Annotated in this window: 20 protein-coding genes; 11 read left to right on the top strand and 9 right to left on the bottom strand. The window is 56.2% G+C overall.

The genetic code is table 11. From position 1 onward, the window contains the following. Positions 1-154: 154 nt before the first annotated feature. Positions 155-1918 (bottom strand): UvrD-helicase domain-containing protein, encoded by a 1764-nt coding sequence (locus AC3WJP_RS03400; protein ID WP_493719822.1) that lies wholly within the window; start codon positions 1916-1918, stop codon positions 155-157. Continuing rightward, positions 1915-3729: an ATP-dependent nuclease gene (locus AC3WJP_RS03405; protein ID WP_493719823.1), complete on the bottom strand. Its 1815-nt coding sequence runs from the start codon at positions 3727-3729 to the stop codon at positions 1915-1917. Before AC3WJP_RS03405 ends, AC3WJP_RS03400 begins: the two co-directional genes overlap by 4 nt. Positions 3730-4221: 492 nt before the next feature. Here AC3WJP_RS03405 and AC3WJP_RS03410 point away from each other — a divergent pair, with 492 nt between their 5' ends. Genes AC3WJP_RS03410 through AC3WJP_RS03425 form a run of 4 tightly spaced genes read left to right on the top strand, consistent with a single transcriptional unit; the run spans position 4222 to position 8423 of the window. After that, the gene (locus tag AC3WJP_RS03410) at positions 4222-5193 is read left to right on the top strand and encodes a TIGR03756 family integrating conjugative element protein (protein WP_493719824.1); all 972 of its coding nucleotides are present in this window, start codon (positions 4222-4224) and stop codon (positions 5191-5193) included. Continuing rightward, positions 5190-6572, top strand: a complete 1383-nt coding sequence (locus tag AC3WJP_RS03415) for an integrating conjugative element protein (RefSeq protein ID WP_493719825.1) — start codon at positions 5190-5192, stop codon at positions 6570-6572. Before AC3WJP_RS03410 ends, AC3WJP_RS03415 begins: the two co-directional genes overlap by 4 nt. Beyond that, positions 6572-6880 carry a hypothetical protein gene (locus tag AC3WJP_RS03420; protein WP_493719826.1) on the top strand — a complete coding sequence of 103 codons (309 nt, stop codon included), beginning with the start codon at positions 6572-6574 and terminating at the stop codon, positions 6878-6880. The genes AC3WJP_RS03415 and AC3WJP_RS03420 overlap by 1 nt, the downstream gene beginning before the upstream one ends. A 4-nt stretch (positions 6881-6884) precedes the next feature. Next, positions 6885-8423 (top strand): conjugal transfer protein TraG N-terminal domain-containing protein, encoded by a 1539-nt coding sequence (locus AC3WJP_RS03425; protein WP_493719827.1) that lies wholly within the window; start codon positions 6885-6887, stop codon positions 8421-8423. A gap of 13 nt (positions 8424-8436) precedes the next feature. Here AC3WJP_RS03425 and AC3WJP_RS03430 read toward each other — a convergent pair whose 3' ends face one another. After that, the gene (locus AC3WJP_RS03430) at positions 8437-8799 is read right to left on the bottom strand and encodes a hypothetical protein (RefSeq protein WP_493719828.1); all 363 of its coding nucleotides are present in this window, start codon (positions 8797-8799) and stop codon (positions 8437-8439) included. Positions 8800-9225: 426 nt separating this feature from the next. On the opposite strand from AC3WJP_RS03430, the gene AC3WJP_RS03435 reads away from it, so the two are divergent. The 3 genes from AC3WJP_RS03435 (at position 9226) to AC3WJP_RS03445 (ending at position 11383) form a co-directional block, all read left to right on the top strand. Next, positions 9226-9588, top strand: a complete 363-nt coding sequence (locus AC3WJP_RS03435; RefSeq protein ID WP_177145879.1) for a DUF3085 domain-containing protein — start codon at positions 9226-9228, stop codon at positions 9586-9588. Between the two features lie 462 nt (positions 9589-10050). Beyond that, entirely contained in the window at positions 10051-10374 is a 324-nt protein-coding gene (locus tag AC3WJP_RS03440) for a hypothetical protein (protein ID WP_493719829.1), read from the top strand. Positions 10375-10450: 76 nt separating this feature from the next. Then, positions 10451-11383: an ArdC family protein gene (locus AC3WJP_RS03445; protein WP_493719830.1), complete on the top strand. Its 933-nt coding sequence runs from the start codon at positions 10451-10453 to the stop codon at positions 11381-11383. A gap of 83 nt (positions 11384-11466) precedes the next feature. On the opposite strand, the gene AC3WJP_RS03450 is transcribed toward AC3WJP_RS03445, so the two are convergent. Together AC3WJP_RS03450 and AC3WJP_RS03455 are read right to left on the bottom strand one after the other, a co-directional pair. Next, complete coding sequence (locus AC3WJP_RS03450; protein ID WP_493719831.1) at positions 11467-11832, bottom strand: histone-like nucleoid-structuring protein, MvaT/MvaU family; 366 nt, start codon at positions 11830-11832, stop codon at positions 11467-11469. 107 nt (positions 11833-11939) lie between these two features. Then, entirely contained in the window at positions 11940-12137 is a 198-nt protein-coding gene (locus AC3WJP_RS03455) for a DUF7740 domain-containing protein (protein WP_493719832.1), read from the bottom strand. A 239-nt stretch (positions 12138-12376) separates the two neighbouring features. Here AC3WJP_RS03455 and mobH point away from each other — a divergent pair, with 239 nt between their 5' ends. Next, the gene (gene mobH / locus AC3WJP_RS03460; protein WP_493719833.1) at positions 12377-14125 is read left to right on the top strand and encodes a MobH family relaxase; all 1749 of its coding nucleotides are present in this window, start codon (positions 12377-12379) and stop codon (positions 14123-14125) included. Between the two features lie 157 nt (positions 14126-14282). On the opposite strand, the gene AC3WJP_RS03465 is transcribed toward mobH, so the two are convergent. From AC3WJP_RS03465 to AC3WJP_RS03475, 3 genes are all read right to left on the bottom strand, one after another. After that, positions 14283-15743 (bottom strand): alpha/beta hydrolase, encoded by a 1461-nt coding sequence (locus tag AC3WJP_RS03465; protein WP_493719834.1) that lies wholly within the window; start codon positions 15741-15743, stop codon positions 14283-14285. Between the two features lie 252 nt (positions 15744-15995). Continuing rightward, positions 15996-18422: a S8 family peptidase gene (locus tag AC3WJP_RS03470; protein ID WP_493719835.1), complete on the bottom strand. Its 2427-nt coding sequence runs from the start codon at positions 18420-18422 to the stop codon at positions 15996-15998. Positions 18423-18446: 24 nt separating this feature from the next. Further along, on the bottom strand, positions 18447-19433 hold the full coding sequence (locus AC3WJP_RS03475) for an AAA family ATPase (RefSeq protein ID WP_493719836.1): 987 nt from the start codon (positions 19431-19433) through the stop codon (positions 18447-18449). A 1342-nt stretch (positions 19434-20775) separates the two neighbouring features. Here AC3WJP_RS03475 and AC3WJP_RS03480 point away from each other — a divergent pair. Then, on the top strand, positions 20776-21057 hold the full coding sequence (locus AC3WJP_RS03480; RefSeq protein WP_493719837.1) for a pyocin activator PrtN family protein: 282 nt from the start codon (positions 20776-20778) through the stop codon (positions 21055-21057). Here AC3WJP_RS03480 and AC3WJP_RS03485 read toward each other — a convergent pair. Further along, positions 21026-22177, bottom strand: a complete 1152-nt coding sequence (locus tag AC3WJP_RS03485) for a tyrosine-type recombinase/integrase (protein WP_493719838.1) — start codon at positions 22175-22177, stop codon at positions 21026-21028. The two genes, AC3WJP_RS03480 and AC3WJP_RS03485, sit on opposite strands and share 32 nt — an antisense overlap. Positions 22178-22279: 102 nt before the next feature. Between AC3WJP_RS03485 and dusA the strand changes: the two genes are divergently transcribed. Together dusA and tal are read left to right on the top strand one after the other, a co-directional pair. Next, positions 22280-23290: a tRNA dihydrouridine(20/20a) synthase DusA gene (gene dusA, locus AC3WJP_RS03490; protein ID WP_493719839.1), complete on the top strand. Its 1011-nt coding sequence runs from the start codon at positions 22280-22282 to the stop codon at positions 23288-23290. A gap of 157 nt (positions 23291-23447) precedes the next feature. After that, positions 23448-24374 carry a transaldolase gene (gene tal, locus AC3WJP_RS03495; protein ID WP_493719840.1) on the top strand — a complete coding sequence of 309 codons (927 nt, stop codon included), beginning with the start codon at positions 23448-23450 and terminating at the stop codon, positions 24372-24374. The last annotated feature ends 63 nt before the right edge of the window (positions 24375-24437 follow it).

The raw sequence follows: 24437 nt of genomic DNA on the forward strand, positions 1-24437 counted from the left end.
GGTAAAAAATCGAGGGCGCTTCATCGACGATTGCAACACACGGCTATCGGCCAGGACTAGACGCTTGTGCATGCTTCCAGCATGCCGATGTCATGATCCTGCGAAACCGTGTGAGCTTCAGTAACGACAGGGCTAGAAGGTGTCCGTATCTTCCTCACAATTTGAAGCCGGACATAATAGGACATGCTGGAAATGCCGGTTCCAGCATCAGAACGTAACGTCGTGCACGGGTAACCCCAACGCGAAGGATTTTCCGGCTGCGGTCGTATGGTGGTGGATCACCTCTCCAGACCAATGAGGAGCGAAACTCCCTGGCGCCTTGCCTGATGCTTTCGCGAACCAGGATCACCGCATCAAACTGCTTCCCCTTCGATTTGTGGATCGTCATGACATGTATGCCTCCGGTATCGTTCCCGTCCGCCAGCAACTGGTCCAGCACCAGTGCGTTATCCAGCCCCTGACGGGCTTTGGTGTACGCACCAGACGTCATCCACATCTCAGACAGGTTCGCACTGATTCGCTTGCCACGATTGAAAGCGATCAAATAGTCGAGGGCTCCTGCGACCTGTTTGAACTCAGTAACGCCGGTCCGGTAGAGCAGCGCTTTGATCTGAATCCAATCCCTGCCAGGATCACCGGTAAGCACCAGGTCAGCAGCACCATTGATAAGTGCTTCTGCGCTCTTCGCGAGATTGGTCTTTGGGGGCTTACCTGCTCCGATGTTGGCACTCCACATCAGGTAGGTTGCTGCCTGCTTGATCGCCGTAGCACTTCCATCCGCACGCCTGATTGAGGAAAGCAATTCGAGGCAGGTTGCGATATCAGCTGCACGCCGCTCAAGAAGCTTGGGCTCCAGAAGGAATGCGGCCAATCTGGCCGAAAGCAGAACCCCGGCCTCGTCGAACAACACTTTGTGGGGAATAGGCTTGGCGCCCCCGTTTAAGGCGGCTGAAATTTTGGCGACGCCACTGCCGGTGGTTGCGAGGATGACCAAGTTTTCTAATTTCAGACCATCAGCTTTAGCGCCACTGAAAAATCGACCGAGCGCTACACGTATCCACTGAACTGGTTCCTTTTTTGGGTCGTATAGCATGCGACCAACACCGGTATATGAGGCTCTACTCGGCGTCTTCGCCAAGATGTCATTGCCGAACGCAGCGATGTCTGTCCCAGGGCTGCGATTGTTGTCAGAGCCAAGATCCACGAAAACGGGTGCTAAAGCCTCTTTGATTTTCTCGATTCGCTCCGGACCTACACCTTCCAAGTGGTCAAAAATCTGCTGATCAAGATCAGCCAGGCAAATGATTTGGCAGAGGTCGGCCAGTTTCTCAATGCAGCCCCAAGCCGCATTGCCGGTGTCTTGAGCCTCATCAACAATGATCACAGGATGAATGTCAGCTACCAGCTCACGGAGCAGCTGACACCTTTCGAGCAGTTCACCGGATTTCGGGGCAAACCAGTCAAAACAAATTTGCCCGTCTTCCGCGAATAGCCGCTCCCGCTCGGTTTGCCACGCGAGCCACTCGGCTGTCCCCTGCTCTCCTTTCTTCGGCGCTTTCACACCACCGGACAACGCCTTTTCATCTTGAGGCAGCAGGATCTTGAGCTTACCCTTCGGTGAGCCAAGCAGGTAGCCATGGCTTTTGAGCAATGACCAGCAGAAGGAATGGAAGGTCTGGAGACTGAGTTGCGAACGTACCGTCTTATCGACTAGCAGACTCGACGCCTCTGCAACCCGTGCCACCGCAGCCCGAGAAAAACTGAGAAAGAGTATCGACTGCCCCGGCTTCAATCCAGCAGCAATAATCTTCGTGGCCTTGTAAAGGGCGATGGTGGTCTTCCCGCTGCCAGGTCCCCCGACAATAAGGAGGTGGCCATTCTCATCCAGAATCGTCTGACGCTGCTCGCAGATAATCATAGGAGGTCTACCAAGTCTTCTTCATCTTCCTCTTTAGCTGGTTCATCGCCAGGCGGAGCGGCGAGAACAGGTTTAGGAAAGTCGTTGTAAACGCGCGCTAGGAAATCTGTAATGCCAGTGGGGAGCTCGTGCAGCTCGCAAAGGTCCAGCAACCGGGCTGCATATCCATTCCCCTTATTGCTCTTGAGCGCTTTGAGCATGTTGTCCTTAACTCCCTTGTCGTCAGGGCGCTCGGCAGGAATGCCAATATTCCCCTGATCACCAGAATCACGAAGGGCGGACAGGAATGTCCACTGTTGCTCGACTGGTGTCTGAGTTACCAGGAGCTGCTCGATGTTTGGGTAGGGAATCTCGTTTCGGAAATCAAAGGCTTCAGCAAACTTCTGATTTTCCTCTGCCTTGCGTGGCTTGTAGTCATAGAACGCGTACGTTCGGAGCCCGAGAGCCTTGAAAAAAGCACCGAAATTAGGCAGCGAACCGTCGCCCTCAACCGGGAAAATTGTGATGCCTGCTAGGTCCAAGGCGAACAGATCCGGGTTGGCCTGCTCCATCTTTTCAGCGACTGCAACCAAGGCACTGTGCTCAGTGATCCCCTCCGCAACAATCACCCCAGGGCCCAGCATCGCTTCCGCCAGTCCACGGCGCGCATGGCGCTTGTACATCTTGCCTTTCAGCGTGGTGCCGGATGCTACGGTCGTCGAATCCACCTTTGCCTCACCATTACGCCGCAGGATGATGATCTGTGAGGGATCAAATCGCTCAATCACATATGGCGAATGCGACGTCACAAAGCACTGAGTTGTCTCTTCCAATAGGTACTTCGCAATTCGGCGCTGCGTATGCGGTGGCAGGGCTATCTCAGGCTCTTCCATAGCGAAAATCACGTTGTCCTTTTTCACCTCGGCAATGAATGACAGCAGTGCAAGTACAAGAGTGTTCAGCGTACCTGTCCCTACATGCTGGAAAGGGACTGGCTTTTGGTCAGCAGTAATTGAAAGAAAGAATGACATCGTCTTGCGCAGGTGCTCCCTCGTCAGCTGCGAAACGAACAACTGGGTCACGTTCCCAGCGCCACCTACAGATATATACTGAGCAAGCCTTTCCTCAATCGAATCCAGTACTGGTCTAAGGTCAGCAGCATCAGAATCAATTGGAGGATCAAGCTCCCGAAGCCGCTTGATGGACTTTTCCCATAGACCCGTGCGTACGCCTCGCAACCGGAGGATCAGGTCGAGCAGAGAACCACGTTCAAGACTGAGAGCACGTGAACCTGTGCGCAAGGTCCGGAGATAGATGAATCCAAACAGCCGCTTCACCGTTTTCTTTACGCGCTGAAGCTCCCCGTCATCGAGGCTGGGGCTGTATGAGAAGAACGTGTCCGCCTCGAACTCATCCTCCCCCGGGTTGTAGAAGGCTTGGGTTTCAATGCGCAGGCATCGAATAACCTCAGGAGGCGCGGCGGCATCCACCTCACCAGCCTCCAGCAGGCGTTGCTCCTTGACATGCCACAGCTCCGTATGAGCACCACAGGTGCGCTCAACCTCGCCACTGAGGTCTATCAGCATGACTTCGATCTTGATCTTTACAGGGATGGCCCCGTCAGCATCCAAGTACGAGGCATTGTAAAAGTCAAATTCTTGAACCGGGGGAAAGCGGGATAGCCTGTCGGGGCTTAGAACTAGATCCAAGGCTTCGCAAATCGTACTCTTCCCGACGTTGTTTCCCCCTACCAACAGGGTGTGCCTGTCAAACGTAAGGTCAGCCGACTTCACACCACGAAAATTCTCAATCTTCAGATTTATGACGCGCATTTCCGCAAATCCTTGTGCTGGATGGTCGCTTCAGCTTGGCTCATTCAGCCGACGCTGCCTAGCCACAACTGTGGGAAAATTGGCCATCATTAGACATGGACCAACTCATCCTGACGCGCTCGCTGAGCATGTTTCAAAGGGATAACAAGTTCCCTATTGACATTATGAACGCTTGATTGGCTTAAATATCCGGCCGGCCGCTATTGGCTGAGAATTCAACCAGCCGGAAGCAGGCTCTGGCGACATCCTCATCGCGTAGGTAATCCGTCCAACGTCGACTTGAGGGCGTTCTGCAGCAGATGACCGCTGACAACGGTACCGCATAAACATGGAGGCTGGAGTTAAGCTGGTTCAGTAATTCTGTGCCGCGACGTCCAACGAGCATCTCTCCCCGGATAATCGGGGTCCGCGTTTTCAATTTAAAACCTTCTCTGTGCTCAACCTCCGACGATGCTAACGCCTTTCAACACCCGCTGTTGAGGATGTCAGCCAATGCACGCTCCGCCTGCTCTAAAGACAAAACTCCGAAGCCGCGGTGCACTCGGCCAAGCCAGCGCGTTACTACTGCTCGCCTTTAGCAGTAGGGCCGTTGCGCTTGCAACTGCAGGAATTACTTCGTCTGTGGCATCGCTGCAATGCCTGGAGTACCGCGTCGTCGGAATCTGCTTCTGGCTGTTCTGTACGAACTTTGGCTGCGAAGTCCGCACGTCCACCAAAGTGAGACATTTCATTCCCGAGCTGGTGGTGTCGAGCTATGCCGATACCGGGGGCAGCCCTTGGACCGAGCTCGCGGCGCTTTCGAGTCCGATAGCCGGCTCCGAGGGCGGCGGAAATCTGATAACACCCAATCCACTCCGCGACAATCTTCCCCGTTTTAAAAATGTCGACGGCATCGGTCATCCCGGCGGCGCAGCAGCGACTCAACTGGCCTCCCAGTCCGGTTACGCCTGCCCAAGCGGCGCGACCGCCTTCATGCCCTATTACCTCAGCACGCTGGATCCATTGGGTTGGCGCTACGGCATCCCGGAGTCGGTGTACCCCGAGTCGTTGGTCCCTGGCATGCGCGAAGTCGGCAGCCAGGCAAATGGTGAGATGTGGGGGAATGTCTATCCACGCCAAGGGTTCCTGGTGCAACCCGACGACTTCAAGGCTGGGGCAGTCATGGCCCAGCGCGCTGGCGACTTCATCACCCGAAGCGGTCAGCCGCATGTTTACCTGCCACTCACGCCAACCGCTCGTGACGGATATTGGCCTCCCGGGCCGATCCAAGAAAACGACATCACCACGCACAAGTGGCAGTTGCTGTACCCGCAATTGCAAATGACCTGCGCAATCTTCCCCAGCGAAGCCTTACAGAGCGAAGACGGTGGCTACGCCTGGTCGTTGTGGCGTCCATACAGCTGCTGTAAGCGCGAGGGACAGACCTTCCTGTTCAGTATCGACTTCGAAGGAGGCGACTCATGAACCTTTGCTTGATCGCTCAGCGGCTGTTTTTCTCGACTGTGCTTGGGTGTGCCGGCATTGGCGTCGAGCGTTCCGCGCATGCGGCTGAGGGTGACTATCGACTGGGGAATCAGGGTGAAATCATTGACGACCGCGTGATGTACACGGTCGGTGGTGGCTCGGCAGCTGGCGCACCGACCTCGCTTTTTCGCCCGAGTGGTCTCGGGGTGGGCGTCTCGTGGCGGGCCAACATGATGTGCGGCAACATGAACCTGTCGAACACCTTGCAGAACCAACTCAACGGCGCCACCGAGGGGTTCCAGCAGATCATGGGCAGCGTCGTCCAAAACGCCACCCAGGCGGTCATGTCCTTACCGGCGCTGATCATTCAGCGCGCCAATCCAGGGCTTTATGAGTTGCTCAGCAACGGCGTCATGCAGGGACGAATCGACTTTGACCGCTCGAAACTCACCTGTCAGGCCATGGCCGAAAAGATGGCCGACAAAGTCGATCAGGCGGGCTGGGGCGCACTAGCCAAGAATCAGGAAATGCAGAGCAATCTGGAGCAGAGCGGCGGCGACGCCGTCACGGCGGTACGCAACACCGAGACCCGCAATGGCAACAATGGGGTGAGCTGGGTCGGCGGACAGCGCGCCGGCGGCCATACGCAAAGTGCCATTCATGTCACCGCCGACGTGGTCAGGGCAGGCTACAACTTGCTGCACAACCGATCGGTCGAGGACACCTCGAGCATGAACGACTGCCACGGCGGAGCCATCTGCCAAACTTGGTCATCCCCAGAACAAGCGTCGGAATGGGCGACGCGCGTGCTGGGCGAAACGGAAGTGGCCACCTGCGATGACTGCGAGACCTTGCGCAGCACAGCGGGTGCTGGTCTTTCTCCCTTGATTCAGGAGACCTACGAACAGCATCTGGAAGGCCTCCAACAACTGCTCACCGGAAGCGCCGACCCATCTCCTGAAAATCTCGCGAAAGTCTCCAGTCCGATGTTGCCAGTGTCCCGCGGCGTCATCGAGGGGTTGCGTGACGATCCCGACCAGGATGTGTTGGCGCGCCGGCTGGCCAGTGAGACGGCGCTCTCGAAGGTGATCTACGAAGCCCTCTTGCTCCAACGCACATTAGCCGCGGGCAGCCGCGAGCCTAACGTCGCTTCGGCCGCACCGGCCCAAGACTCCCTGCAGAAAAACATCTCCGCACTTGATCGTGAAGTGCAGATGCTGCAGACAGAGCTGCAGGTGCGACAGTCGCTGGCCACCAACACCGCAAGCCTGGTACTCGATCGGCATGCGGGAGGGGCCGAGGGCTCTCGGACCATAGAGCAGCGTGATCCAGAACCCGGCCGCCTGGAACAAGCTGATAAAGCCCATGGGAGGCCGTGATGCGCTCATCGCTTCGGTCGCTGCTGCTCGCCGTACTCATCACCATTGGAGCCTGCGTAAGCGCCATCTTCATTGCATGGATCGTATTGAGCACCGTTGGCGATGCCATCCGCTGGAGCGAGTTCTCCAGGCGTTTCGAGATCGGACTGACTATCGGCCGAGCACTGCTTTACAGCGCCCTATTCACGGGCTGGTGGGCGAACCGGAAGCGACAACAACACCCTGCCCGGCGCCGATTGCTCGATCGCACCGGCCTAGCGGGTTTCGTCAGCATCCTGCTCGTTGAGCTCAATCGTATCCAAGGGTGACGCCATGACCATGAGTACCAACAGCTATCTCGAGTTCTACCTGTCGTTACTGGCCTGGATCATCAACAACGGGATCTGGAACACCCTGGTCGATACGGGCCTCTATGCGGCCCCGTTTGCTGCCATCATCCTTCAGGAATGGCTCTCGGCGCGCCAGCAAGGCGCCGACGAAGGCAACAAGGGCCTGCTTTCAATCCCGCGGGTAGAGAATCGATTGTGGCTTGCCTATGTCACGCTGATGTTTGGCTGCATGCCAATACTGCCAATCAATTTGGCATCGATGACACTCGATGCGTCGAACAGTCAGCGCTGCGGTGTATCGCTGTCCACTCCCGCACAAACCGCATGGGACGCGACGTTTAATACGATCGGCGATAAATCTGCCACCGTACCGATTTGGTGGTTCCTAGTGCATACCCTGAGTAAAGGGGTGACGGCTGCGGCTACCGCATCGATTCCCTGTGCCCCCGATATTCGCAAGATGCGCATGGATATCGATGCCACGCGCATCGATGACCAAGTGTTACTCCAGGAGGTCGCGGACTTTACCCGTGATTGCTACGGCTATTCCAGGTCGAGGATGTTTACCAACCGGCCGGATCTGGATAAGGCCCAAAGCTACGACGCTGCGTGGATTGGCTCGAGTTACCTAGTGAACACCGCAGGTTATTACGACATCGACCGGTCGAGAACGCCGCGGGTGAATTGGCCCTATGACGACATACGGGACACCTCCCTGGCTCGTCTTCCCAACGGTGCAGGCTACCCGAGGTGTCGTGAATGGTGGAGCGACCCCGAAATCGGGCTTCGCGATCGCTTGGTGAACCAGGTGGATGCGACGCTATGGACATCCCTGAAGGGATGGCTCTCGGGAAGCTCAGCAAGCGAAGTAGAGGACGCGACGCTTCGCCAGCTTGTGAGCCCGCAACAACAGTCGCTGACCATGTCACCCGGGCAGGTCTATCAAAGCTATGGCGCAAGCGCGCGTGGCGGTTCCGTGAACCAGGGACTTAACAATCTGGCAACCAACACTGGTTTGGCCTTGGGATCCTTCAGCAACTTCCCTGCGATGAACGCACTACGTTCGGCGCTACCGATGATTCAAGCGTTCCTGATCATGGGGACGGTCATAAGCCTTCCGCTAGTGCTTTTGATCAGCACCTTTCAGCTCAAAACCGTGATGACGGTGACGTTTGCGCTGTTCACCTTGCACATGCTGACCTTCTGGTGGGAGCTTGCAAGGTGGATCGACTCGAGCATGCTTGATGCCCTGTACAATCAGGTTTCGACGACGGATCAGGTGCTGCTATCCCTTCCCACATCCGGGGTGATGGATGGGACGGTTACTGCACAGGTGATCGAGTACGTGATGGGTGCGATGTTTATAGTGCTACCCATGATGTTTCTCGGTGCCATGAGCTGGACCGGATACAACGTGGGTAGCGGAATCCAGGGAATGCTGACTAAAGGCTCGGATGCTGCGCAGGTTCAGGCAAGCAAAGGAACGAATCAGTTAACCGGGGCGGTCAGAAAACTGAAATGAGGATCCGAGACTCTCATTTCAGCGATCCATACTCATCATATAGCTCTGGATAACGAAGATAGTGATCGGGGTGATCCGAATCAACTATAGAAGGACCGACCTCCTCAGATGAGATTGGCAAAGCCGCAAGTACAAACAATACGATTACAAATACCGACGCGGATACTGCGAAGCTCGCGACTAGACAAACGACAGTGACCTTAAGAAGTACAAATGCCAACTTTCTGACCCGCACCGGTATACAGCCGAGGGTTGGCGACTGAAGTGCGCGAACCTCCAGCCACTTCGTTACGCGAATCAGCTTTGCTGCGACCTTGCCGGCGCTTTGAGCAATAGCCGGAATTGCGCGCGAAGTACTCGATTGCTGAATGGCCATGGGATCTGCCCCATCCGAAAATTCGTTATGAAAATACTACTCCGGACCGCAGTCCATGTCTGACCGCTCGTCAGTCTGCATAGCCGAGGGAAACGATATAGAGCTCCGTGGACGCTACCCCGGGCTGGCACGGGGAATTAGCATTGACGCGTCGGATCATCCTGGATATCTAAGAGGTGCAATGCGCTGGCCAGCCAGCATCCCAAATAGCCAGGACCTGTAAAGCTAAGTCACCCCTGTGATGGTCCAGCCCAAGTGCGATCCGCGTTCGGTAGCTCGCACGGTCACCTTCGGGTGATGAACGCTAACTGCACCCCCCGTGGGCTCGTTTCCACGACCATGCCACATCACACCACACACTCCATGCGAGGGATGTTCTCCCTCCATGGGACAGATGCCCTCGCGACTCTATCGAGGACATCCGTCATGTTGAAATTCAACGGCTCCGACTTGCGCGCGGTTCTGCTCGAGGCGCGCACCCATCAATGCCGTATCGTTCTAGCCAAGGATCAAGGCGTGTACCTGCTCTCCGAGTTCGGCGAGAAAGTAGCCGACGGCCCCCGCAAGCATCTGGCGTATGCCGTAGGCTGTAACCCAGAGGTCGATGCCTTTGACGACTGGTGGAGCAGAGCACGCGCGGAACTCGGTGGTGATGATTTCGCCGAGTACTTTGACCCGCAGGACGCCGTCCTTGCCAGAGCTTGGGAAACAGGCGGCGATCTGGTCTTGGAAGCGACCGAAACACACATCACCCTGGCGGTGGAAAATACGCCATCTAAAAAACGCTAGCGTGTTTTTCAGCCCCTCTTTCGAGGGGCTTTTCTTTGATCGGTGGTCAGCACCAAACACCTAAAGCGGTTATGCGGACATGGACCTTTTGTCGGCCAAATGCCGGCGAGGTTCGCCGATGGAATCCGGTAGAACGTCAGGCCCTTTGTCTCGCCTCAATGGCGTTGACCCTCCCCCGGCTTAACGTTAAATACTCGATTGCACCCTGCTGCAAACCGCAGCCAGACAGCCCGAACCTTCAAGGTTGAGTCACCCGGTGACCGGTTCATCCCAAGTGCGATTCGCGTTCGGAAGCTCGCACGGTCACCCCGCGGTGATGAGCGCTTACTCACCCTTCGCGTCTGCTGACGGTACTGCCCACTCCGCGTCCAGGGGTCCCCTCCCCATCGCGCGTATCTGTTCATCATCCTGCGAAAGGCTTCGCGGACGAAGCTGCGCAGGGTCATTTCAGGAAGCCACACCATGCTCATGAAGACCACTCATGCCCCCTCGGTCGTCTGCTCCGCTCTAGCCTGGGAGCAAGCCGTTCTGCTTGATCCACCGCGCGAGCAAAGCGATCTGCAGGAGCAGAGGCTGAGCTCGTTGATCCGTACCGCACTGGAACTGCATCAACTGAGGCCTGACGAATCCAGCATCGGCTTCGACGTCTTGTTGCCGGTCCCGGGAAACCAACCACCGCGGGCGCTCTCCCTGCTGCTGCAAGTCATCCACTCGCCAGCACGGCACCCTGCGTTGCTGATTACCCTCGACCACGAGCATCACTGCCCCCCCCCAGGCTCTGCCTGACCGACTGCACCACCCTCACCCGCTCGGGAACACTTCCCGAGCGGGAGGCGTTCCCTCTTCAATCCTGGAGAACGCCATGTCTGATATCTACCTCGACGTCACACAGAAAATCGTCACCGCGCTCGATCAAGGAGTCATTCCTTGGATCAAGCCGTGGTCACCCGCGCACCACGGGGCGCTCCAGCCCTTCCCTGTCAACGCCGTCACTGGCCGCGCCTACTCGGGCATCAACATCCCCTTGCTGTGGGCTGAAGCGCGCCTGAAGGGCTACACGCAGGATCGATGGCTCACTTTCAACCAGGCGCGCAAGGCCGGCGGACACATCCTCAAGGATGAACATGCGACCTTGGCCGTGCTGTACAAACCGATGAGCCGCGAGCAGCAGGACGACACCGGCCAACCGGTTCTGGATGAACAGGGCAATGCCAAACAGGTGCAATTCGCGATCCTGAAGACGCATTGCCTGTTCAACATCGAGCAGACCGAGAATGTCGAGAACCTGGATGTTGAGACCATCGCCCCCGATGAAGGCTCGCCGTTCGTGAACCACGACCTGGCAGAGCAACTGCTGATCGACTCGGGGGCTCGGATTGATGACCGTCCTGGTGATGAAGCGTTCTATCAACCGATCGCCGACCGCATACAGTTGCCGACCAAACCGCAGTTCAACACTGAAGGCGATTACTACGCCACGGCGCTCCATGAATTGACCCATTGGACGGGTCACCATTCAAGGCTCAAACGCGAAGGCATCGTCGGACAGCACCGCTTTGGTACCACCGAATATGCCTTCGAGGAATTGGTGGCGGAGATGGGCGCAGCGTTTCTATGCGCCCTGACCGGCATCCAAGGAGAACTGCGGCATGAGGGCTATATCGCCTCATGGTTAAAACTGCTCAAGGACGACAAGCGAGCGATCTTCCGCGCCAGCGGCCATGCCCGTGATGCCGCGGACTTTCTGCTTGAGCTGCAACACCGGAAACAGGAGGACCTGCCGCAAAGCGCATGAAGGATGAGTGTCACGAAAACAACAAAGCCCAGCGTTGCTGGGCTTTGTCGCTCATGTGGCCCTCAGAGGAGCGCCTTACCGGATCACTCCAGCCAGCTTTCGACCGTGTCGCCACCAAATTCCTGCTTCCAGGCTTTCAGGGTGCGGTGATTGCCGCCTTTGGTCTCGACCACTTCGCCGATGTGCGGGTTCTTGTAGCGCTTGAGCTCACGCGGTTTGCGCGACTTGACGGCCGAAGCGGTCGACGAAGCCGGGGCTGCACGGTAGTGCGGATCCAGAATTGCGATCACCTGCTTCAGACCGACGTTGTATTCGGCGAGCAGCTCCTGAAGCTTGGTCTCGAACTCGATTTCGCGCTTGAGGCCCGAATCATTTTTCATCTGGTCCAGCTGCTGCAACTGCGCCGCCAGTTGTGCTTCCAGCGCTTTGAACTCTGCCAGCTTCGACATGATGAATCCTCATACTCAATTAATTAATAACAATCTACAGATTAGGAGCAAATCCTGAGACAACACGTTCGTGACTAGTAGCGATGGCTCCGCATACGACCCTAACGTTACTCGATATCAAGCGTCGCACACAGGTGCGCGACTAGCTCACGGGGCGCTGAGCTATCCACCACCTTATAGATCAGTTCGCGTTTGCTGCGTGGCAACTTCTTCACGCAACGCTTCGCGGCTGGCCGGATCGCCTCATCGGTACCGTGAATGCGATCGGCCAGCAACAGGATCAATGTAGCATCACTCAGCGTCACAACTGCGCCTTATGTTTCTGAATAGGACGATTCTACGCCGAGAAGGAAACAGCCGCCCATAGGTGGTTCAACTTTTAAAATGACGGAATGCATACCGATATAGCACTAAAAAGGTAAGGAGCCAGCATGTTAAAGGGAATGGCAAAGAGTCAATGGATGAAGGGAACGGGGATCAAGGGTAAGAGGCCTATCCGCGAAAAGCCAAAAAGGCCCTGCCCTGCCAAAACGGTGGAGACTTGATGCGCAAGCTGTTTGAACGGAAAAAGGGCCCTGTACCGTCAGAGCCTGGTCATGGGGTACCGTTAGGCTGGACGCCGGTGCACCCTCCTACCCATTTGTTGGCTGAACCACACCGTCAACGGCTGATGGAACGTATCTGGCAGTACACCGCGTTGTCGACGGAACAGTTCGAGCAGCTCTACCGACAGCCGCTGTTACGCTATGCCGAATACGTCCAACTGCTCCCCGCCAGTGAAAGCCATCACCACGCCTATACCGGCGGCATGCTCGATCATGGCCTGGAACTGGTGGCCACCGCGCTGAAGTTGCGTCAGTCCCACCTCCTCCCTGCCACGGCCGCACCCGAGGATCAGGCCGTGCAAGCGGATGCCTGGTCGGCAGCCATCGCCTATGGGGCACTGCTGCACGACATTGGCAAGGTGGCCGTGGACTTAGAGGTGGAGTACCTCACCGGCCAAGGGTGGCACCCGTGGCATGGCCCCTTGGAACATCCCTACCGGTTTCGCTATGTCACCGGTCGCGACTACAAACTGCATAATGCGGCTGCAGGCCTGGTCTTCTCCCAGATTCTCGATCGGGACATTCTGGACTGGCTCAGCGCTTACCCTACGCCCTGGTGCAGCCTGCTTTACGTGCTTGCCGGCCAGTACGAGCATGCCGGCGTGCTCGGCGAGCTGGTCACCCAGGCTGATCGCATCTCCACCGCACAGAATATTGGTGGCAATCCCGCAAAGGCGTTGCAAGCCCCCGTACGGTCACTACAGCACCATTTACTCAGTGCACTCCGTCACCTAGTGAAGAACGAGCTCAAGCTCAACCAGGCCGGTGCGGCAGGTTGGCTGACAGACGAAGCACTGTGGCTGGTCAGTAAGGTAGCTGCGGATAAAATTAGAGTGTACTTGCTCGCTCAATCCATTGATGGTGTGCCGTCATCCAACATTGCGCTGTTCGACGAATTGCAGTCCCACGGGATGGTAGAGGCTAACAGCGAAGGTAAGGCAGTTTGGAAGGCCACTGTCGTCGACGGTGATTGGCAGCAACAATTCACCTTCTTGCGACTGCAGCCACCACTCATTTGGGCAGATGAAACCAGGCCACCGGAATTTGTCGGTACGGTAGCCCCCATCGTCGATATCGAGCCTGTGCACATTCAACCACCGGCATCAATTGCCGCTTACAGCCCCTCCCTACCCGCAGCCAGCCATTCCCCGCCACACAGTCAACGAAGTTCGGATCCATCGGAAATTTATCCCGAAGCAGATTACAGTGACTATCTAGGGCCGCTACTGGAGCTGTTCGAGACGCCCGATCTCGATCAAAGTGCCGTGCTGTCCAAAACGCCGATGGCCGAGGAGCAAAACAACAACGATCTCGGCAAACGTTTCCTAGAGTGGTTGCGGGCAGGTCTGCAGAGCCATGCGCTGATCATCAATGACAGCAGAGCCAAGGTGCACACCGTCGACGGCACTTACTTCCTGGTAACCCCGGGTATATTCCAACGCTACGCCATGGAGTGTCAGGAGCAAGGAGTTCATATCGACAGTACACAAGACTGGCCAAGGGTGCAGAAAAGCTTTGAGAAAATGAACATTCACCGGCGCAGGCCAAACGGCGAGAACATCTGGGCCTGCCATGTACAAGGTCCCCGAAAGCGCGGAAAATTGAACGGTTACTTGATAAAAGACCCGCTAGAACTCAGTACAAACAGGCTGAGTAACAACCCATTTCTTAGATTGACCGATAGCTGAGGATCGGGTGTCATCTGCATAAACTCGAGCCGCCCTATTTTTACGAGTTCAGAGATGCAGTTTTGCACACTTCGTTACGCCGTTTTGAGGGAATAGCGCTGCGTGCCTGGTGAATTACGGCCTGCCATCGCTGCGCGGCAAGTTGATCGGAGCTTCGCTAGCTGAGTATGTAATACCCGTCATCGCATTTGCGAACCCCGGCTCGCTTTTCCGGAGCCAGCCCCTCCTGGATAATGTAATACAGGTCACGGAACACGGGGGAGGTGGCGGCGATGTAGCTATGCCCAAGCCCGAACAACTCGCCGGCGACGGCTGTGACATCGACCGTCGACAGCCCTGTCATGACAATGGGGGGATTGGCATCTCCTGCCCTGGGCAGTGATTTGACAGCCCTGGAGACTTGGATGGCCCTATCGTCGCGCGAGGCGTACAGCGTTACCTGATCATAATGGCCAAACACCTTGGCGATTTGCTTGAAACGCCCCGTATCTACATCGGGAGCAGCCAGGACTATCTGGCTGATCGGCGTTTCTCCCTCCACGTGCTTCCAGGTTTCAAGCACGGCAAGCAGAGCTCGATTCCCCATGCTGTGCGCGATGATATGGAGCCGCCTCAGGCCGAGGTTTTGGGTGATGGTGTGCAGGAACTCGCGAAGGTGGGCCACCGACCAGTCAATCGTTGCCTCGTCTGTTGGATAACTCAGAACCCTGCCGCAAGACGCCCACGAGTAACAGAATTTGCGCCCGGCAAACTTCAGGTCATGACAGAGCTGACTGGTGCGCCAAAGCGCCTCATCAAAGGTGACATTGAAGCCATGTATGAAGAGCAGGCCATCAGCGTCGGTCATCTTCGCTGACTCAATCCAGTCCTGTAGGGTGCGGGTGCTAAGTTTGTGGATGACGATATGCAGGTTGGGATTTTCAGTTGTTGCGAAGAGCCTGAATTTTTTTTTCGGGCGCTCGATGCTTCCTTCGCTATGGACGTGAGGGATCGAAACCTCTGCGACGCCATAGGTGATGCCGGCTTCGTTTCGCGCGTCGCCAAACTCGGATTTTAGGTGGCTGGAGATATGGTTCCTGTCCGTCCCAAAAAAGACGCTATGGGTCGTAGCGTCCGGCGCAGTCACTCCAAATCCTTGGGATGTGAACGGAGCCGGGTGGATCTGGCTCAAAGGTTTCACACGGATGCCTGGAGTTTCTGGGACTGCAGTGGGTCGACCGGCTTTGCGTTCGGAGTGATGGGTGTCAGCGGCGTCAATGCCCAAGCTGCCTACCATCTCAGATGGCAATGTGATGGAATCCCTCACCACCTGTTTGAAGCTGTGGGTTCTGGCGTAGCTGGAAAACTGAGCTTCTGACATGCTGTTCAGCCGGAGCAGCAGCTCGTCAGACTCGGGGCTCAGTCTGAGATCCTGCAGATGAGCTAACAGACGCTCTAGAACCATCATGCTGGATGTTTTTAAGCTGAAAACAAGCTTGCTCTGAAACTCGTCGGCAGGTGCGTTTTGCCAGACACGATAGACCCCAATAGAGCTCACAATCCTATCAGTGGCTCTAGCGGAATGAATGTTAAGCCACAATATTGCGGCTGCGAGTTTCAGATCCTCTGGTGTCCTCATTTCGTTCCCTGACAATCCTGTTCTATTCGCCATCGACAGCACAGCTAGGTTTAAGCTTGGCGCATTGGCATGATGGCGAATTGTACACTGCCTGACCGGTGCTCGATCCAGCCAATATATGCGTTAACCGTTGCGAGAGTCGGAAGCCTGTACGTGTCCGGTTTTGGCTTTGGTCTGGGCGACGGGCAGGTATCAGTGTGAAACGTATACGGCACTTGGCTCATGGCGCGTTCTCGGGCCTCCAATCTCGACTCAGCCAGTTGCGCGTTGACGGGCCTCCAGTTTTGCCTGATTGCGTGCTTGAACCTGTGCAGCGAGGACGGTCTCAATTTGTGTGTAAAGCTGCGCTTCTTCATTGTCCCGATCGGCGACAGTCACCACGAGTGCGTAGTGTTCCTTGTCCAGAACATCGGGGTGATTCCAGTCTCTGTCTGATCGGGTGACAACGACGAACCACTTTTCTTTGGGGTTGCGTTGTTTGAACGTCCACCGTGAGGATTGAACTGTGCCTTTACTGCGCAACTGCGCCGAGATATCACGATTTCCGGTCATGTCATCGTTGCGAGTCGCTTCGTCCTTCTGGTAGGCGTGATTGAAGGACTTCTGCACCGCTTCCAGGGAATCCCCCTTTACCAGTCGATAGCTGATCTGAGTGGCGACGTACTCAATTCGGGTTGTTCGAACAGCCGGCGTGTAAGCCAAGGTGATGCTGAGCTCTCTCTGCCCGCGTGACGCGCGAAGGAATGAGGGAGGAAGAGGGAGTTCATAGAATTGGCTGGAATCGCGCTCAATGGCTTCTTCACACATCAGCACGACGCAATGGTCGGAAGATCGGAAAAGATCGTTGTCGCTGATCTGGCCATATCCACCGACGTCTCGGGCAATTTCGCGCTGCCAAGTCGCCTTATCCTTGTGGTAAGCCTTCTTCATTTCGTCAGTGAAGGTTGATTCAACTTCCGTCGGGAAATAAGCGTGATTGACAAGCATGGCTCGAAGCAGATTCGCCGACGCCTCAGGGTATTCGTTCAGCAAGCGCCCTGCCAAATGCGTGACGTATGGGGCCGAAAAGCTCGTTCCGCTGATTTCCTTGAAGACGGTGTTGCCCTGAAACGCATTATTGAGCGTGAGTACGCCAAGTCCTCTTGTGCTGGGATCCCATTGCTCCCCATCGCGCCGCATCGGGCTAGCGAGATTGCCGCCAGGTGCTACCAGCTCAGGTTTGAGTGCGCCTTTCACAGATGGGCCGTGCCGTGTGAAAGGGGATGGCTGTGATTCGCTAGCCGGCGAAAGCTGATGGATGTCAGGGTATTTCTGGCTATCCACGGTGGCGTTGTGGCGAGCAACGCTTCCCACCGTCAACACGTTCAGCGCCGGGGCTGGATCGATGATCACGCTTTGCGAGTTCAGGAGATACTCCGGGTACTCTTCTCGCCAGCTGTTCACGGGAACAGGCGGATCCATTGATCCGCGAAAGTTTCCGGTCGACACCACAAACAGGACGTTATGTTTGCGTGCAAGAACATCGAGGATGTACGCCAGTCCTCGGACATGCATACCGTCGTAGGGCGCGTTTGAATTGCCTAGCGACAGGTTGAAAATCCTACAGCCGAGGTCAATGAAATGTTCGATGGCATTGGTGAGCGTTGTTTCGACCGCGTGTTCATCAAACACTGCCTCGTCTGAGTGCTCACACTTGCGCATCACTTTGGCGTTGAACAGCCAAAATGCGGGATGCCAGTAGTTGCTTTGATCGCAAGCTTCAACGTCGCCATACAGCACGATTCCTGCCACCGCTGTACCGTGGCCCGCCTCATCAAATTCATCCTGACCACGAACAAACGAGTGGCTCTCACCGATAGCGGAGCGCAGCAGCGGGTGGTTGGTGTTGATACCGCTGTCCAAGATGCAGACTCGGGCAGCATCCGCGTGGGGCGCGAGAATGTTGAGCGGAAGCTCTGCGATATCACGGTCCAGTTGGGGAAAACTGATACCAGTCTGAGGAATGAGATCTACCAGCCGGACGTCGCGATGATCCAGTAACTGATCGGCCTGTTCCTGGTTAACCTCCACCCGATACATGAGGAGGCTGTCCAGGTTGATGCGATCAATTTGCCTCGCGCCGATGCCAGCCAGCCAGGCTTCGAAATTGGTGTGGGTTCTGAGACGGACGGGATGGTTGGCCGTATGATACGGCCAGAGCTCCACATCGAGACCGAATGTCTGCGTTTGGGGCATTCCTTTGTTCTGAAGTGCCCAACTCATCCGATCCTCGGCAGACCAGCTGTCAATGCCCTCAATCGCGGTCAGCACCTGTTTGTAGGTGAGGCTTTCGCCTGAAACCCCCAACTTGTTCAGATGCTCCTGGAATTTGGCGAGACCTTCTTCGGTAGCGAAGACAACGCATAATTCCTTGCCCTCATGGCTTACAAACTCTAGGCCATGGATGTTGAGGTGCTTAAAGTTTAATGCCCCCTCATAGCGAATTTTCAGGATATAAGTGGCGCTGTCTTGGGAGGCGTTCTGATTTTGGACTTCAGCTTTGGCGGTCGCGAAATAGCGATTGAGCTTCTGCCCATGGCCTCTGAGGTCATCAATCTTTCGCGGGGGAGGCGCTTGTCTCGTGCGACGATCATTACTAAGCTGCTCACGATTGATCGTGAGGTGTTTGTAGGTAGCCAATTACATCATCCCTGATTTGGGTGGTTAATGTTTTCGAAGTCCTTCGCGAACAAGAGCGCTGCGCAATTCTTTGATAGTAAGGAATTCTTGGCCCCTCAAAATCATTCTTTTAACGGCCCTGCGAACCACACGCTCCAGGTCGGCCCCGCTTTTCCCTTCAAACTCTGCGAGCAGCTCGTCGTCGTCCAATTCAAACTGCCGCCGAATGCCCCTCAATTTGAGCTTAAGTAACATCGTCAATTGTGCGCGGTTCGGAAGCGGGAACTCGATCGCCTCATCAAAACGACGCCAGATGGCCGAGTCCAGGATGCTCTCATGGTTGGTTGCAGCAAGGATCAAACTTTTGCCGTCGTAGGCATCCATCATCTGCAGCACCGCATTGACTACACGACGAAGCTCGCCGTGCTCAGCACTATCGCCACGTTCTTTACCAATCGCATCAAACTCATCGAAAAGTACGACAAGCGAATGGTCGGCAATGAATTCAAAGACTTTGCGCAGGTTGGCAGCCGTCTCGCCCAAAAACGACGAAACGAGCGCGTCCAGGCGAACAATCGCCAGTGGTCTATCCAGCTCAAAGGCCACCACTTCGGCTGCGAGCGTTTTACCGCAACCAGGAGGGCCGAAGAAGATGACCTTACCCGAAGGCCTCATACCGTAGCTGCGCAGGATGTCCGAGCGACGATGCTCCTCTAGCATTTCTTCAACCATTGCAGAGCTGGTTTCTGGAAGGATGATTTCTTCCAGTGAGCGTTTGGGGGGACGAATGTCGAGCAGGGGGAGCCCACGCTCTTTATCCGTAGGAATGTCGAACTCAAACTTTGGTTTTCTCGGGGAAGACTGGTTGTGCAGGTCTCCACCGTAGAGGATCTGTTCCAGATCGTTAGCAAGCAGGTGATGCTGCTTCTGGCGCTCTTCTTCAATGATCGCTTCGGATGCGAGGCGAAACGCCGCTGGATCACCTAGGGTGCCGGCTTTGAAGAGTTGCCTGAGGATTTTTCCGTTAGCCATTTTTGGTTCCTGCAGTAGATAATTTTCTGAGCCGTTGGCTCATGAAACTAATCCCTGATCAAGATTGATCTCAGCAGAAATGCGCTAAAAGGAGAGACAGGTCTGAGCGAACATCATCGTGGACTCCATTCCAAATATAAAGTTTAAGGTAGCACCGCTAACTAGTTGATGAGCGTCTGAGTATCACTCTTTATTCTTCGAAACAGCGTATCGAAATGGTGGCATTTTGTCCAGCACACGAAGCTGGGCTGGTGTCATTTTGCTATCGCCAGGTCTGGCGGCTTAGCTGTTCATTCACGAGGTGCCCATTTGGCGCTCGTCAGAACGAAAATGCTAGGGCGTTCGTGGGGTACATAGGGCTTCACGAGCGGCCTCACGCCGTGTGCGTTGCATCTTGCTCCCCTTCTGAATAGGCATAAGCGGACTCCATCGCACGTATGTCCCCGACGAACGGTAGCCGCCTGTATCAAATTGATTTTCGAAGGGCGGGGATTCGCAGCGCAAGGGCGTCTAGGGTGCGCTATGAGCCGGGTCGGTATTACGGGCAATGGGTTCGCCGCAGTTGATCTGCCCACATCGGTGAATGTGAATTAGCGTGTCCCGGGTGGGTGAATCGGTGATCCGGCCCCCGGGTCGGCCTATATATGGAAGGTTCATCCGCTGCGCAGCCAGCTCATCACATCGATCAAGGTTTTCAGCTTGCGATAGAAGTTGTCCGCGCCGATCAGGAAACCTAGTTCCTTGGAAAGCTGCGCTATCTCGCTGATCAAGGCTTGCGTATCGGCATCAGCCTGGCCTGCGACCCTCTCCTGATCAACCTCGCACAGCCGGCGATGTCAGGTCTCATTAGTTCACTACATACACACCCACGTCTGGCGTGATGTAGATGCGCTATTCCATTACGTCAGCAAAGTACTTGCACCCACTGGCGTTGATTCCAGAGCAAGTTTGGACATACGTTGATGGGCCGTTAGAACGGAGGAAAATCTGGGTGGGGCAAAAAGTGGGGGCAAAAACGTGAGCGGGGAGAAAATCTTGGACATAAAAAAATCCAATAACGGCTAAGCTCTTGGATGTCTTCAGAATAAATGGTCGGGACGGAGTGATTCGAACACTCGACCCCTTGCACCCCATACTAGGGATAGAGAGTTTCACGCTACTGCCGAGGGTGGACATAAATTCTCCGTAGCAGCGCTTCGTCTAGCCAACGCCAATACCTTCCATAGTGTCCTTCGCTCAAAATTCGAGTCAGCCCGCGTCGTATTTTCGGGCTTCCCAGCAGGCAAAAACGGTCAATGTGAATAGCGCCCCAGCCCGAGCGCCCCACATTAGGAGACCAAGGATGAACACCGTTTTCCTGCTAATGGCTCAATACGAAGGCAAAGCTATCATCCCGCTGAGCGCCGTCTGTGCTGACTACTTCACCCATCTCACGATAGAGATGTTCCAACGCAAGGTACTGGCAGGGCAAATCAAGATCCCCATTACTCGCTTGGAGCCAAGCCAAAAGAGCGCCAAAGGCATCCACATTACAGACCTGGCCAACTATTTGGATGAGCAACGAGAAGCCGCGCTCAAAGAGTGCCGTCAACTCAACGGTGCTTTCGCCGTGGCGCGACGTTGACCGCGACCCTCGAGCCTAGCTCTACAGGCGACTTGATCATCCTCTCGATCCATTCCCACTCCAGCCAAACATCACCGCGACGCTTGAGGTGCGTGTAACGTCGCATCGAGTTCCAATCGCGGTGACCAGAGACCGAGGCTACCCGCGGGATGTCCCACTCCATTTCAAAGAGCCGGCTGACGCCTTCATGCCTCAAGTCATGGAAATGCAGGTCCTCAATGCCTATGAACTTGCATGCACGGGTCCAAGAGGCGGAAATGGAATCCGGGTTGTAGGGAAAGATCTCCGCACATTTCCTCGGCATGCTTTGCAGGATTTCCCACGCAGGATATGGAATGTGGCACCACACATTATTACCGATTTTCTGCCCTGGGTTCTTCATGTCTCGGACGAGTATCCGGTGCTCCTCCTCATCTAAATCGGCCCATCGAATACGGGTGATTTCATCCTGGCGCCGAGTTGAAAACATTGCGAAACCTAGCACCTTGACCATGTTGATCGAGGTAGGCCTTATCTTCTGACCAGCACTGAAATGCTGGAGAAGATTCTGCAACTCATCCTTGGTGGGCCGGCGCGATCGCTCCTGGCTTTTCATGTCATAGCCGAGTTTTTTCAGGACCTTTCTGGCGTCGGCCATAGCGTGCTGGTCAACTTGATAGCCCCAGGCAGGCTTCGCGACCGAGAGCACAGCCCCAAGGTGAGCCATATCGTTCGCTGCGGTCTGCGGCTGGACATCTCCGCCAGCCTTGCTCATCCGCCAAAGCGCGTACTCGACCAGACGCTGACTATTGATCTGCGAATCCAATACCTGACCCAGAGTGGTCAGTGAGATCGCTTTTAGCGTTGCGCGCTTGGTCTTCCCTAATGGGCGGGCCTTTTCGACCTCTTGTAAGTAGCGATCGATAATCTCGGCCAGCGGGATACCGACCCTGTTGGCCTTTTCGATCGCGTCAGGCTCGTAGAGCTCTGCCTCACGTCGTCTAATCCAGGCTTGTGCGGCCTGTTTTCGTACGAACGACTGGGTCTCTTGGTAGACTTGCGCCCCATCACGCTTGATGCGGATCTGAGCGGTGTAGCGAACGGTCCCGTCCGCCAGTTTTCTCACTCGAATAGTAGCCATGGCAAAAGTGGTAAGAGTCGATGTCGAAGTGGTAAATCTTACCACCGACCTCGAAAAAATGCCCGAAAACGCCCGAAAATGGTAAAAAATACGCAGACCAAAATGTCATTAAAAACAGAGTTAACCCCAGTAAACACGCGGCCTGAGCCCTCAAGACGCTTCAGCGTTGCCCCCATGATGGACTGGACAGACCGCCACTGCCGCCACTTCCTGCGCCTCCTCTCCCGCAACACCCTCCTGTACACCGAAATGGTCACCACCGGCGCCTTGCTCCACGGCGACACCGACCGTTTCCTGCGTTACGACGACACCCAGCACCCCCTCGCCCTGCAGCTGGGCGGCAGCAACCCCGCCGACCTTGCCGCCTGCGCCAAGATCGCCGAGCAATATGGCTACGACGAGGTCAACCTCAATGTCGGCTGCCCGAGCGACCGTGTGCAGAACAACATGATCGGCGCCTGCCTGATGGGCCACCCGGCCCTGGTGGCGGACTGCGTCAAGGCCATGCGCGATGCGGTGTCGATCCCGGTCACCGTCAAGCATCGCATCGGCATCAATGGCCGCGATTCCTACGCCGAGCTGTGCGATTTCGTCGGGCAGGTGCGGGAAGCCGGTTGCCGCAGCTTTACCGTGCATGCGCGTATCGCCATCCTCGAAGGCCTGTCGCCGAAGGAAAACCGTGATATTCCGCCCTTGCGCTACGACGTCGCCGCGCAATTGAAGCAAGACTTTGCGGGGCTGGAGATCGTGCTCAACGGTGGCATCAAGACCCTGGCCGACTGCCACACCCATCTGCAGACGTTTGACGGCGTGATGCTGGGCCGCGAGGCGTATCACAATCCGTATCTGCTGGCTGAAGTCGACCAGCAGTTGTTCGGCAGCATGGCCCCGGTGATCACCCGCAGCGAAGCGCTGGATCAGCTGCGCCCGTACATCGCCAAGCATGTCGCCGAAGGCGGCACCATGCACCATGTGACCCGCCACGTGCTGGGCCTGGCGCTGGGCTTCCCGGGGGCGCGCAAGTTTCGGCAGATGCTGTCGGTGGACATTCACAAGCATCCGGACCCATTGCAGGTGCTGGATCAGGCGGCGTTGATCATCGAGGGTAGATGAAACCTGCGGAACCAGTGACCGCGTCGGCACTCGAACGATTATTGACAGCCGAATACCTAATCGATTCAGCAGCGGCGCGCGCCAAGCCTTCAGGGCCTTGAGGCGCCGCAACTGCTGGAGTATTGTCGTCCAACCGCAAAAGGACTAGAGAGCGCTCATGACTTCCAAGCTGGAACAACTCAAGCAATTCACCACGGTGGTCGCGGACACTGGCGATCTGGACGCCATCACCCGCCTCAAGCCAGTTGATGCCACCACCAACCCGTCGCTGCTGCTCAAGGCCGCCTCGATCGCCGGCTACGCGGACATCCTCAAGAAGGTCGTCGAAGGCAACAACGGCGATGTGGGCCTGGCCTGTGACCGTTTTGCCGTGGAAGTGGGCAGCGGTATTCTCAAGGTCATCCCTGGCCGTATCTCCACCGAAGTGGACGCGCGCCTGTCGTTCGACACCCCGGCACTGTTGAAGAAAGCCAACCAGCTGATCGAGCTGTACGATAAAGCTGGCGTCAGCCGTGATCGCGTGCTGATCAAGCTGGCTTCCACCTGGGAAGGCATCCGCGCCGCCGAGCAGCTGGAGCGCGACGGCATCCAGTGCAACCTCACCCTGCTGTTCTCCTTCGCTCAGGCCCAGGCTTGCGCCGATGCCGGTGTGTTCCTGATTTCGCCGTTCGTGGGCCGAATCTACGACTGGTACAAAAAGGCCAACAACACCGATTACACCGGCAGCGATGACCCGGGCGTGAAGTCGGTGACGCGCATCTACGATTACTACAAGACCAACGGCTACGAAACCGTGGTCATGGGCGCGAGCTTCCGTAACCTGAACCAGATCGAGAAGCTGGCCGGCTGCGATCGCCTGACCATCAGCCCGGAACTGTTGCAGAAGCTGTCCGAAGATCAGGGCGAGCTGCCACGTGTACTCAAGCCGGGTAGCACTGGCGAAGCGCGCAAGACCTTGAACGAGGCGCAATTCCGCTGGGAGTCTAACGAGGACGCCATGGCCACGGAGAAGCTAGCCGAGGGCATCCGCCAGTTCGCACGCGACCAGGAGAAACTGGAGGCGTTGCTGCAAGGCAAGGTCTGATCAAGCTTGGGGATGTGAAAAGGGCGACTCGCAGTGAGTCGCCCTTTTTTGTGCCTATAGCCA

This window comes from Pseudomonas sp. GW821-FHT01A09, assembly GCF_058986725.1.